This is a genomic window from Rhizobium bangladeshense, assembly GCF_017357245.1.
Taxonomy (GTDB): Bacteria; Pseudomonadota; Alphaproteobacteria; order Rhizobiales; family Rhizobiaceae; genus Rhizobium; species Rhizobium bangladeshense.
Genome location: NZ_CP071612.1, coordinates 1,342,033 through 1,354,246, shown reverse-complemented (window position 1 = coordinate 1,354,246; position 12,214 = coordinate 1,342,033). Strand labels below are relative to the sequence as shown.

Below are 12,214 nucleotides of genomic sequence, written 5' to 3'. Positions count from 1 at the left end.
ATGCTGGAAGGCGCGACGAGGACGATCAGAACCGCGGCGCTGCTGCTTGCAGCCTATTTCGTGCTGAACATCGCACTGCGATTGGCGCTTCCGCACTCGCTTGAACTCGACGAAGCCGAGCAGTCCTTCTTCTCGCAATATCTGCTGGCGGGCTACGGCCCGCAGCCACCCTTCTACAACTGGATGCAATATGCGGTCGTTTCGGTGACCGGATTGTCGATGGGCGCCCTTATCATCCCGAAGAATATCCTGCTCTTCCTGTGCTATCTCTTTTACGGCCTTGCCGGGCGCGAGGTCCTGAAGGACCAGGCACTCGCCGCCGCCGGGATGCTGGCGCTGATCACCCTGCCCCAGGTCTCCTACATGGCGCAGCAGGATCTGACCCATACGACGGCGCTGCTTTTTGCAAGCTCGCTCTTCCTCTACGGCCTCTTCCGCACGCTCGAGCGCCCCGATATCGGCAGCTATCTCCTGCTGGGGCTTGCCACCGGCATCGGTCTGATCTCGAAATATAACTTCGCACTGATGCCCGTCGCCGCGCTAATCGCCATCCTGCCCGATGCCGAATGGCGGCGCAGAGCGCTCGACTGGCGCCTGCTGGCGGCGATCGCCGTCGCGCTCGTCATCGTTCTGCCGCACGCGATCTGGCTGCGCAGCAATCTCGAATTCGCCTCCTCCGATACTCTCGTCAAAATGGCTGCCGGCAATGAACCGGCCGGCGCCTTGCGGATCGGCAAAGGTATTCTCGCCTTTGTCGTCGCCATCATCGCCTTCGCAGCGCTGCCCGTCGCCATCTTCGCCGCCGCCTTCCGCGGGGATTTTATCCGGGCGCTTTCAACCGGAAACCGCTGGACCCGGATGATGGAGCGGATGATGTTCGCGAGCCTCGCGGGAATCCTTCTGATCGTTCTGTTCACCGGCTCCACGACGGTGCGTGAACGTTGGCTCGATCCGTTTCTGCTGGTGCTGCCGATCTATTTCCTGGCAAAGATGAAGGCGGCCGGGCTCGAGCTTTCTGCCGGCCTGCGCCGCTTCTGGCCTGTTGTGCCGGTGCTGATGGCCTGCGTGCTGATTGCGCTCGGCTTCCGCGTCGTCGGCGCCGGGCTGATCGGCACCTATAGCAGGCCGAATGTGCCGATGGCCGATCTCGCGCGCGATATGACGCGGCAGGCTGAACCCGCGCTGATCATCGCCTCGGATACCTATGTCGGCGGAAACATGCGCCTGATGCATCCCGACGTGCCCGTGGTCATCCCGGATTTCCCTGCAGCCGGCATCCCGGCCTACGCGGCATCAGGCGGACCGGTGCTCATCGTCTGGCGCGGCAAGAAGACGGCGACGGCTGCGGATGCGGTCATGCCGGAGCGGTTTTCATCGGCACTGGCGGCGGCCGATATCACACCGCAGGAGATCGGCGCCGTGTCGCTTCCCTATTATTTCGGGCGCCAGGGGGACAATTTCGCCCTTGGCTATGCCTGGGTTCGGCCGGGGCAAGATAAATGACCGAGACCAGTAATCGCGACATCAGGTGGATTTTTGTCCTGCTGGCCGCCTATTTCGCGCTTCAGATCGGCGTGCGGCTCGCGACCTCACATTCGCTCGACCTCGACGAAGCCGAGCAGGCCTTCCGCTCGCAGTGGCTCGCCGCCGGCTACGGCCCGCAGCCACCATTCTACAACTGGCTGCAATATACAGTCTTCCTGTTTGCCGGGGTTTCGCTTGTCGCGCTGTCGGTGGTGAAGAACCTCCTCCTGTTCACCTCCTATCTGCTCTACGGCCTGACCGCGCAACTCATCCTGCGCGACAAGAGGCTGGTGGTGATGGCGACACTCGGATTGCTGACCATCCCGCAAATGGTTTTCGAGATGCAGCGCGATCTGACGCATACCGTCGCGGTCTTCTTTTCGGCCAGTCTTTTCTTCTACGGCTTTATCCTCAGCTTGAAACGGCCGAGCCTCGCCTCCTATCTGGTCGCCGGCATCGGCATCGGTTTCGGCCTGCTTGCCAAGTACAATTTCGCCATCCTGCCAGCCGCAGCCTTAATTGCCGCGCTGACGGATGCGCGCCTTCGGACGCGGATCTTCGATCGGAGGCTCGCGGTGACTGCTGTCGCGGCGCTCGTCATCACGCTGCCGCATCTCTTCTGGCTGAAGGACAATCTCGATTTCGCGACGGCCCGCACCCTGGAGAAGATGACCGCCAGCGGCGATGCCAGCTATCCCATGCAAGTGGCCATGGGCGCCGGTTCCCTCGCCCTTGCCACCGTCGGCTTCGCCGGATTGACGGTGGCGGTGTTCGCCGTCGTCTTTGGCAAGAGCCTTCGTCCATCGCTGACCGCCCAATCGGAATGGACGCGGCTGATCGAGCGGATGATGCTCATTTTTCTCACCGGCATTCTGCTGTTGATCGTCTTCGGCGGCGCGGCCGGCATCAAGGACCGCTGGCTGGTGCCGATGCTCTTCATCGTGCCGCTGTATCTCTGCCTGAAGATCGAGGCGGCAGGCGTTGAGACCAGCAAGGCTTTCCGGCGCTTCATGCCCGTGATTGCCGTCATCATGATCGGCGTGCCTGCGGCCCTTTACGGCAGTGTGGCAAGCGCGCGGTTCACGGGTCACTATGAGCGCCTGAACAGGCCATATGCCGATATGCTCGAAAGCTTGCGCAAAAAGGCCGAACCGGCGGCGATCCTTGCCGGCGACAGCCTGCTCGCCGGCAATCTCAGACAGGATATTTCCGGCATTCCCGTCCTCTCCATGGATTACCCCGGCTTCAAGCCGGATCTCTCCGGCCGCCGGCCGCTTCTTCTCGTGTGGCTCATACCGCATAAGGGGAAAAACGAAGCGCTTCCGCCGGATATGGCGCAATGGCTCCAGGCCCACCTCGGCATATCAGCGCCGGAGTCGTCGGTCATCGACGTACCCTATCTCTACAGTCGCGGCGACGACAGCTATCGCTTCGGCTATGCCTGGGTTGATCAGCCGAGCTGAACGAAATCAGGATCTTAGCTCCTTCCAAGCCGCATCCAGTGCCAGCTTGGTAACCCTTGCCATCTCGTCCACCTCCGCATGGCTGATAATAAGCGGCGGTGAGGCGAGCATGCGGTCGGCCGTGGCGCGCAGTACGAGGCCGTTCGCCAATGCGTGGTTGCGCACCAGCGCGCCAATCTGATCGGGCTTTTCATAGCGAGCGCGCGTGCGCTTGTCGGCGGCAAGCTGCAGGCCGCCCATCAGCCCGATACTATCGGCTTCACCGACCAGATCGTGTTCGGATAGCGCCGCCCAGGCCTTGTCGAAATAAGGACCGATATCGTCGCGCACACGTTCGACCAGCCGTTCCTCCTCGATGATGCGCAGATTTTCGAGTGCGGCGGCGGCGCAGACCGGATGTCCGGAATAGGTGAAGCCGTGATTGAACTCGCCGACCTCGTTGATCAGCACATCGGCGATCCTGTCGCTGACGAGCACGCCGCCGATCGGCAGATAGCCGGAGGAAAGGCCCTTGGCGATCGGCGCGAGATCCGGCTCGACGCCGAAATGCTGATGGCCGAACCAGGCGCCCAGACGGCCGAAACCGCAGATCACCTCGTCGGTCACGAGCAGGATATTGCGCGCCTTGCAGATCCGGTCGATTTCCGGCCAATAGGTCTCGGGCGGGATGATGACGCCGGCAGCACCCTGCACCGGTTCGGCGACGAAGGCTGCGACATTCTCCTCGCCCAGCTCGTCGATCTTCGCTTCGAGTTCGCGGGCGACCTTGAGGCCAAATTCGGCGGGCGAGAGATCGCCGCCCTCGCCATACCAATAAGGCTGCCCAATATGGACGATGCCCGGGATCGGCAGGTCGCCCTGCTCGTGCATGTATTTCATGCCGCCGAGGCTGGCGCCGGCGACGGTCGACCCGTGATAACCGTTCTTCCTCGAGATCACGATCTTCTTCGACGGCTTGCCGACGGCGCTCCAATAAACGCGGGCCATGCGGAACCAGGTGTCGTTCGCCTCCGAGCCGGAGCCGGTGAAGAAGATATGGTTGAACCGCGCGCCGGCATGGGATGTAACCTTCTGCGCCAGCAGCGTCGCCGGCGTCGAGGTCGTGCCGAAGAAGGTGTTGTAATAGGGCAGTTCATTCATCTGCCTTGCGACGGCGTCAGCGATCTCCCGGCGGCCATAGCCGATATTGACGCACCAGAGGCCGGCGAAGCCGTCGAGATACTTCCTGCCGCGATCGTCGAAAATATAGACGCCCTCGCCGCGCTGGATGACGCGCGTACCGTCGGCATTCAGCTTCTTCATGTCGGCGAAGGGATGCAGATGGTGCGCAGCGTCGATTGCGGCAAGGTTTGAGGGCGGGTAAGTATCGGGCATGACTGGTAAAAGATCCTCGCGGATTGAAAGGCTGCTAGCGATGAGATAGGAGCTTGGCCTTCTCCCGGAGGATTTTCAAGGTCATGGCGAGCGACAGGATGGACGGCAAGATCGAAGGCGGCGATCCGCGTCTCGAGATCCTGATCGTTGGCATGAACGGCGAACTGCGCGGCAAGCAACTTCCCCCCGGCAGCGAAGGCAAGATCTGGGCCGGCGACATCCGCTTGCCAACCTCGACGCAATCGCTCGACATCTGGGGCGACGACAATGACGCCATCACCGGCCTGTCGCTGACCATCGGCGATCCCGACGGCATGGTCGTTGCCGACCGACGCAGCCTCGCGCCGATGCCTTGGGCGCCGGAGGGCTCGATGCAGGTGCTCGCCACCATGTGCGAATTCGACGGCAGCCCGAGCTTCATGGATCCGCGCGCCATCCTAGCCTCTGTGGTCGAGCGCTATAGACTGCGCGGGCTGACGCCTGTCGTCGCCACCGAGCTGGAATTCTACGTGATGTCGGGAGACTGGCGCGAGACCGGACGCCCTTCTCCGCCCGAAAGCCTCACGTATCGCGGCGAGCCGAACGGTTTTCAGCTTTACGACATGAGCGCCGTCGATGCGCTCGATGGCTATCTGAGGACGCTGAGGGCCTATGCGAAGGCGCAGGGACTGCCGGCGGACGCGACGACAGCCGAATTCGGACCTGGTCAGTTCGAGGTCAACCTCCTGCACCGCCCCAATGCGTTGGCCGCGGCTGACGACTGCCTCTACTTGAAGCGTATCGCCGAACAGGCGGCGCGCCGCCACGGGCTGAAATCGACCTGCATGGCCAAGCCCTATTCCGACCATGCCGGCTCCGGCCTGCATGTGCATGCGAGCGTCATCGACGAACAGGGCTGCAACATTCTCGATGCCAAAGGCGGCGAGCCGAAGCTGCTGAAATCGGTAACGGCAGGCATGCTCGACAGCATGCGCGAGGCGCAGCTGATCTTCGCCCCTTTCGCCAATTCCTACCGGCGCTTTCAGCCGGGCTCCTTCGCGCCCGTCGATCTGACCTGGGGCAACGGCCATCGCGGCACGGCAATCCGCATACACGAAAAGGATGGGCCGGCCGCGCGTATCGAGCATCGTGTCGCCGGCGCCGACGCCAATCCCTATCTGCTGCTGGCGGCGATCCTCGGCGGCATGCTCACCGGTCTCGACCGCGAGCTCGATCCCGGCGAGGAGACGACGCCCGCGCACACGCCTGAAGATACGACACGACTGACGCATGATTTCCTGAGCGCGGTCGAAACCTTCCGCACCTCGCGTTTTGTCGCCGATATCTTCGGAACCCGCTATCAGGCGCTCTATGGCGACACCAAACGCAAGGAAGCCCTTGCGCATCTGCGCACGGTCTCGGATTTCGACTATCGCACTTATCTGCCGCGGCTCTGAAACTCCGCGACGGCAGGCTTACGCGGCAGGCTCGCGGCGTTCGTCCGCATCGATCTGGGCGGCAAGGCCCTGTTTGACGAGAACCTTCAGTTCACCCGGATGCAGCCGGATCAGCACATCGCGTTCGAGCGGCAGCAGTTCGCCGTCCATGACGCAATTGGCCTTGTATCGCAGTTTCGGGAAATGCAGGCGCACCTCGGCCGGATGCATCACCATGACATCCGCGTTCTCGCGAACCTTGCCGCGCAGCATGTCGATGGCGAGGCGGGCGACACCGAGCGGTTTCAGCGGATTAGCCGTATAGAAGCCAAGCTCGCCGCTTCTCAGATTATCGGCATAAAGCAGCGCGTTTTCGCCGAACGGGTTGTTGGAGACCGAGATCGCCGAGACCCTGCGGCGCTCGCGCATGCCGACCGCCTCGAACTCGACCTCGAACTCGGGCGGGTTGAAGATCACGCCGAGAGCCGCCTTCGTGCTCGCCCTGATCTTGCCCAGCCGCGAGCGATAGCTGTAGGAATTGCGGTAGCGCACCATGCGGGCATGCAGGCCGGCTGAAAACTGATGGATGAACGGGCGGCCGTTGGCGCTGGCGATGTCGACATTGTCGATTTCACCGGTAGCCAGCACATCGAGCGCCTGCCAAATATCGAGCGGCACACGCAGCGATCGGGCAAAGAGGTTCATGGTGCCGGCCGGCACGACGCCGAGCGCGATGCCGTTTTTCCAGGCGATCGACGCCGCCGCCGAAATCGTCCCGTCGCCGCCGCCGGCGACGATGCCGTCGATATCGTCTCGCTTGGCCGCCCGCTCCATCGCGGGGATGATTTCCTTGCCTGAAAAAACGATTGCGTCGAAATCGTGTCCCGCATCCCGAAAGGCCGCCTCCGCTCTCTTCTCGTAGGCCAGCATGTCGGTGGTCCTGAAGGTGCCGCCGTCGCGGTTGAAAAAGCCTACAAGCTTCATACGGGCTCCCGTCCCTGGCGCGGAAATGGTCCTGCCTTGCTCCTCAGATGGTTGCGGCACCGTCGATTTCAAGCGCCGTCCCTCCACAGCAGAAATGACAGAAATGCAAATATTGCAACGGACATATGCACATAGCAGGACACTGCACTGCAAAAAATGCACTCGACGCCGGCCGCTCCCTTGCGGATAGATCAAGATACCGGAGAGATCGTCTCCACCTCCCGCCATTTTATCCCAACCGCCTCGCGGCGTCAGGGCCGTTACCAAGCAGAACCTTCCTACGGAGCTCTCATGAGTGAGATCGCCATCAATGATTCCATTGAATCCCGGCCGGATGACGAACTGCCGTCGGCAACGACGGTCGCTTTGGTTCAACTTGCACTCGCTTGCGGCGGCTTCGGAATCGGCACGGGCGAGTTCGCGATCATGGGGCTGCTGCCCAATGTCGCGGAAACCTTCTCGGTTACAACGCCGCAGGCGGGCTACGTCATCAGCGCCTATGCCCTCGGCGTTGTTGTCGGCGCGCCCGTCATCGCCGTGCTTGCCGCGAAGATGGCGCGTCGCACACTGCTTTTGACGCTGATGCTCATCTTTGCCGTGGGTAACATATCGAGCGCAGTGGCGCCAAGCTTCGAGACCTTCGCCGTGTTGCGCTTCATCACCGGCCTGCCGCATGGTGCCTATTTCGGCGTCGCGGCGCTCGTCGCCGCCTCGATGGTGCCGTTGAACCGGCGGGCGCGGGCGGTCGGGCGCGTCATGCTCGGCCTGACCGTCGCGACACTTCTCGGCACGCCGTTGACGACCTTCTTCGGCCAGTCGCTCGACTGGCAGGTGGCGTTCTGGTCGGTCGGAATCGTCGGCCTGCTGACCGTGGCCTTGATCTGGATCTATCTTCCGAAGGACAGGGTCTCCGAAGAGGCGAGCTTCTCACGCGAACTCGGCGCCTTCCGCCGGCCGCAGGTGTGGCTGACGCTCGCCATCGCCGCCGTCGGCTATGGCGGCATGTTCGCCATGTTCAGTTATATCGCCTCGACGACGACCGAGGTGGCGATGCTGCCGGAAAGCGCGGTCCCGATCATGCTGGTGCTCTTCGGCGTCGGCATGAATGCCGGCAATTTCATCGGCTCGTGGCTCGCCGATAAATCGCTGCTCGGTACGATCGGCGGTTCGCTCATCTATAATATCGTCGTGCTCACCACTTTCTCTCTGACGGCCGCCAACCCCTATATGCTCGGCCTCTCGGTCTTCCTCGTCGGCTGCGGTTTTGCCGCCGGGCCGGCGCTGCAGACGCGGCTGATGGACGTCGCCGCCGATGCGCAGACGCTTGCCGCCGCCTCCAACCACTCCGCCTTCAACATCGCCAATGCGATCGGCGCCTGGCTCGGCGGTCTCGTCATCGCCTGGGGTTACGGGTTTGCGGCCACCGGTTACGTCGGCGCAGCACTCTCCTTCCTCGGCCTCTTCGTCTTCGCAGCCTCAGCCCGCCTGGAGAGGCGAAGCCGGCGCGTGCAGCCCGCCTGACGACATGCGCAGCTCGCGTCCTTCCGGGCTGCAGAAGACATAATCGTCGCCCCAGGCGGCAAGCGCATCAACGACCGGCTTCAGCGTCATGCCGAGCGGCGTCATCGCATATTCGACACGCGGCGGCACCACCGGAAAGACGGTACGCGACACCAGACCCGACTCTTCGAGTTCGCGTAACTGCTTTGTCAGCATACGCTGGGTGACGGCCGGCAGATTGCGGCGCAGTTCGTTGAAGCGCAGTGTGCCCTTCATGAGGTGAAAAAGGATCACGCCCTTCCATTTGCCGTCGAGGTAGCTCAGCGTCGCCTCGACAGGGCAACCGGGAAAGTTCCTGACGAGTTTCGCGCGCGGCAACGACATTTTGCGGTATCCTTTTTGGTACTACGTACAGAATTTGTGCATTCTTGCATTGCTCGAACATAGTGCGCATCTAGCTCCCGTGCAAAGAACACAGGAGTTTCCCATGCGTGCCGTCGCCTATAAGACCCCACAGCCCATTGCCGCCGAGACTTCGCTGATCGATGTCGACTTGCCGATGCCGGAAGCTCATGGCCACGATCTGCTCGTCGAGATCAAGGCTGTCTCCGTCAACCCCGTCGATGTAAAGGTACGCGCCCATTCCGCGCCACCCGCCGACGAACTGAAGGTGCTCGGCTGGGATGCCGCGGGTGTCGTCAAGGCCGTCGGCGCTGACGTCACGCTGTTCAGGCCGGGCGACGAGGTGTTCTACGCCGGCGTCATCAGCCGTCCGGGCAGCAATGCCGAATTCCACCTCGTCGACGAGCGCATCGTCGGAAAAAAACCGAAGAGCCTCGATTTCGCGGCCGCAGCCGCCCTGCCGCTGACCTCGATCACTGCTTATGAGGCGATGTTCGATCGGCTGAAGGTGCAGGACGCTATTCCGGGCGCGGCACGCTCCATCCTGATCATCGGCGGCGCAGGCGGGGTCGGCTCGATCGCCATCCAGATCGCCCGGTCTCTCACCGATCTCACCGTGATCGCAACGGCATCGCGGCCGGAAACGCAGAACTGGGTGAAGGCGCTCGGCGCACATCACGTCGTCGATCATTCCAAGCCGATCGCGCCTGAGGTGGCAGCGCTCGGTATAGGCGCACCGGGGTTCGTGTTTTCGACAACCAATACCGGCAGTCACGTCGGCGACATCGTGGAAGCCATCGCGCCGCAAGGCCGCTTTGCACTGATCGACGATCCCAAGACACTCGACATCGTCCCCTTCAAGCGCAAGGCCATCTCCATCCATTGGGAGTTGATGTTCACCCGTCCGCTTTATGGCACGCCTGACATGATCGAGCAGCACAAGCTGCTGAACAAGATTTCGGAACTGGTCGACAACGGAAAGATCCGCACGACTCTCACCGAGACCGTCGGCCCGATCAATGCGGCGAATCTGAAGAAAGCGCATGCGATGGTCGAAAGCGGCCGGATGAAGGGCAAGGCAGTGCTTGCAGGCTTCTGATTCGCACTTGCAATGCGGTCTTTTGAGGCCGCCAGCCGCAAGCGACCGCCATACCCGCCGAATGCCGCGCCGCACAGGTGCGACATTCTGGCGGTAAGCATTTCTCCTGCTTGACTCTTTAGGCGTTCGGGGCCACCTAGTATGACACGTGGATGACACTCATCTTCCGCGGATTCCAACGGAGCCATCACTCAGATGCCAAGCGACAGTAGCAGTCGATTGCCTTTGCCGTACGCGGCCGCCCTCGTGCGCTGACCGACTCCTGTCGGCTCGCCCGATCGGACGCTACGGCGGATCGACGGAAAGGCGAGCCTCATGAATATCAATCGCTTCCCTCTTCGGGCAGGCCATGCCGCCCGTGCCTTCATCAACAACAGCCGCGGCGCGACGATCGCCGAACGCGTCGAGGCGTTGAATGCGCTCAGCGTCCAGGACGCCGGGCGTGTGCTATCAGGCATGCCGCTCGATTATGCCGTCAACATCCTCGACCGGCCGGAGCTTCGCAACGCCGCTGAGATCCTCGCGCTGATCAGCGCCGAGGAGGCCGCACGACTGCTGCACGGCATGTCCAACGACCGCGTCGCCGACGTGCTGCTCGAACTCGACGGTGAGACCCGCGCCAGGCTGTTTGCCAGCCTCGACGAGCCGGTGCGCATCGCCATCCAGCACCTGATGGGTTATCCGCCGCGCACGGCCGGCGGCATCATGACGACGGAATTCGTCAGTGTGCCGGACAGCTGGACCGTCGCCCAGACGCTCGACCATGTGCGCCAGGTCGAACGCTCGCGCGAGACCGTCTACGCCATCTATGTGCTCGATGAGATCAGCCACGCGCTGCAGCATGTGGTGACGCTGCGCCGTCTCATCACCGGCGAGCCCGACGCATCTATCCTCTCCGTGGCTCAGAAGGGCGCGCCGGTTTCGGCCGATCCACTGATGAAGCAGGAGGACGTCGCCCGGCTGATCCGCAAACACGATCTGCTCGCCTTACCCGTCGTAGACGAATATGGACAGATGCTCGGCATCGTAACCGTCGACGACGTGATCGACACGATGATCGCAGACACGACGGAAGCGGCCCAGAAGTTCGGCGGCATGGAGGCGCTCGGCCAGCCCTATATGAAGATCGGCTTCGCCGGCATGATCCGCAAACGCGCCGGCTGGCTCGCCGCCCTCTTCCTCGGAGAGATGCTGACGGCCAGCGCCATGCAGCATTTCGAAGGCGAACTGGAAAAGGCCGTGGTGCTGACGCTGTTCATCCCGCTGATCATGAGCTCGGGCGGCAATTCCGGCTCGCAGGCGACCTCGCTGATCATCCGGGCCCTAGCACTCGGCGAATTGAAGCTCTCGGACTGGTGGAAAGTTCTTCTCCGTGAACTGCCGACCGGCATAGTGCTCGGCGCGATCCTCGGCCTTGTCGGCTTCATCCGCATCGTCTTCTGGCAGACGGCCGGGCTCTACGACTACGGTCCGCACTGGCAGATGGTCGCGGCCACGGTGTTTGCCGCGCTGATCGGAATCGTCACCTTCGGCTCGATGTGCGGCTCGATGCTGCCGTTCGTGCTGCAGAAACTCCGGCTCGATCCGGCCAGCGCCTCGGCTCCCTTCGTCGCCACGCTGGTCGACGTCACCGGACTCGTCATTTACTTCTCGGTGGCGCTGCTCATCCTCAGCGGGACGCTGCTGTAGCGCCTGAGTCCCATCCCCAACCCTCCCCACAAGGGGCTTAAACTGCCGCACCCGTATTCCAAACATTTGACCTTTAGGTTGAAGTGAGACGGTGCGCCAAGTTAGTCCTTCCCCCTGTGGGGAGTTGGGGAGGGGTTTTTACAGAAAAAAGTATCGGAATTATCTTCCTTCCGGCAGCTTCAACGGCCCATGCGTCTTGATGCTGCGGATGGCGAAGTTCGAGCGGATGTCGCTGACATTCGGCAGGGTCAGAAGCGTGTCCGTCAGAAGGCGCTCATAGGCGGCGAGATCCTCCACAACCACTTCGGCCAGGAAATCGGCCGTTCCCGAAATCAGGAAACAGGAGACGATCTCGGGAATTGCCAGGAGCGCCTTCTGCTGCGCCTCGGAGTTTTCGCGGCTGTGATGGATGACCTTAAACTCGACGAAGACAGTCAGACCGAGACCGACCTCCTTGCGATCGATATCCGCGGTGTAGCCGCGGATGATGCCGGAACGTTCGAGATTGCGGATACGGCGCAGGCAGGGCGACGGCGAGAGGTTCACCTTTTCGGCGATCTCGACATTGGTGGCGCGCGCATCCTCCTGCAGACATTTGAGGATGGCAATATCAAATTTATCGAGATTTGGCATTTTCATAACATCCAATCGCCCCCTTTGGCAGAAGATTGCGTATAGCACGACTTTCCTGCCATAGATAGCAAGGACATGCCCCGGCCTCCGGCGCTAATCTTCTTTCAACCGGACAGGATCCGGATGGAGGA

The 12,214-nt window shown here is 62.2% G+C and carries 10 protein-coding genes; 6 read left to right on the top strand and 4 right to left on the bottom strand.

Features of this window, described 5'->3' with window-relative positions; all coding sequences use genetic code 11:
* Complete coding sequence (locus J2J98_RS06595) at positions 1 to 1,503, top strand: glycosyltransferase family 39 protein (protein WP_207602680.1); 1,503 nt, start codon at positions 1 to 3, stop codon at positions 1,501 to 1,503.
* Complete coding sequence (locus J2J98_RS06590) at positions 1,500 to 2,987, top strand: ArnT family glycosyltransferase (protein ID WP_207602679.1); 1,488 nt, start codon at positions 1,500 to 1,502, stop codon at positions 2,985 to 2,987. The genes J2J98_RS06595 and J2J98_RS06590 overlap by 4 nt, the downstream gene beginning before the upstream one ends.
* Positions 2,988 to 2,993: 6 nt before the next feature.
* Here the strand turns inward: J2J98_RS06590 and J2J98_RS06585 are convergent, their stop codons facing one another.
* A complete protein-coding gene (locus tag J2J98_RS06585; protein WP_207602678.1) occupies positions 2,994 to 4,361 on the bottom strand; it encodes an aspartate aminotransferase family protein in 1,368 nt (455 codons plus the stop codon).
* Between the two features lie 83 nt (positions 4,362 to 4,444).
* On the opposite strand from J2J98_RS06585, the gene J2J98_RS06580 reads away from it, so the two are divergent.
* Complete coding sequence (locus J2J98_RS06580) at positions 4,445 to 5,797, top strand: glutamine synthetase family protein (protein ID WP_207602677.1); 1,353 nt, start codon at positions 4,445 to 4,447, stop codon at positions 5,795 to 5,797.
* Positions 5,798 to 5,815: 18 nt separating this feature from the next.
* Here J2J98_RS06580 and J2J98_RS06575 read toward each other — a convergent pair whose 3' ends face one another.
* The gene (locus J2J98_RS06575) at positions 5,816 to 6,760 is read right to left on the bottom strand and encodes a diacylglycerol/lipid kinase family protein (protein WP_064706691.1); all 945 of its coding nucleotides are present in this window, start codon (positions 6,758 to 6,760) and stop codon (positions 5,816 to 5,818) included.
* A 291-nt stretch (positions 6,761 to 7,051) separates the two neighbouring features.
* Here J2J98_RS06575 and J2J98_RS06570 point away from each other — a divergent pair, with 291 nt between their 5' ends.
* The gene (locus J2J98_RS06570; RefSeq protein ID WP_138393525.1) at positions 7,052 to 8,281 is read left to right on the top strand and encodes an MFS transporter; all 1,230 of its coding nucleotides are present in this window, start codon (positions 7,052 to 7,054) and stop codon (positions 8,279 to 8,281) included.
* Here the strand turns inward: J2J98_RS06570 and J2J98_RS06565 are convergent.
* Positions 8,237 to 8,644, bottom strand: a complete 408-nt coding sequence (locus J2J98_RS06565) for a winged helix-turn-helix transcriptional regulator (RefSeq protein ID WP_207602676.1) — start codon at positions 8,642 to 8,644, stop codon at positions 8,237 to 8,239. The two genes, J2J98_RS06570 and J2J98_RS06565, sit on opposite strands and share 45 nt — an antisense overlap.
* Positions 8,645 to 8,747: 103 nt before the next feature.
* Between J2J98_RS06565 and J2J98_RS06560 the strand changes: the two genes are divergently transcribed.
* Positions 8,748 to 9,761, top strand: a complete 1,014-nt coding sequence (locus J2J98_RS06560; protein WP_207602675.1) for a zinc-binding alcohol dehydrogenase family protein — start codon at positions 8,748 to 8,750, stop codon at positions 9,759 to 9,761.
* Positions 9,762 to 10,076: 315 nt separating this feature from the next.
* Entirely contained in the window at positions 10,077 to 11,450 is a 1,374-nt protein-coding gene (mgtE, locus tag J2J98_RS06555; RefSeq protein ID WP_138393528.1) for a magnesium transporter, read from the top strand.
* 159 nt (positions 11,451 to 11,609) lie between these two features.
* Here mgtE and J2J98_RS06550 read toward each other — a convergent pair whose 3' ends face one another.
* Entirely contained in the window at positions 11,610 to 12,083 is a 474-nt protein-coding gene (locus J2J98_RS06550; protein WP_064707055.1) for an Lrp/AsnC family transcriptional regulator, read from the bottom strand.
* Between the last annotated feature and the right edge of the window lie 131 nt (positions 12,084 to 12,214).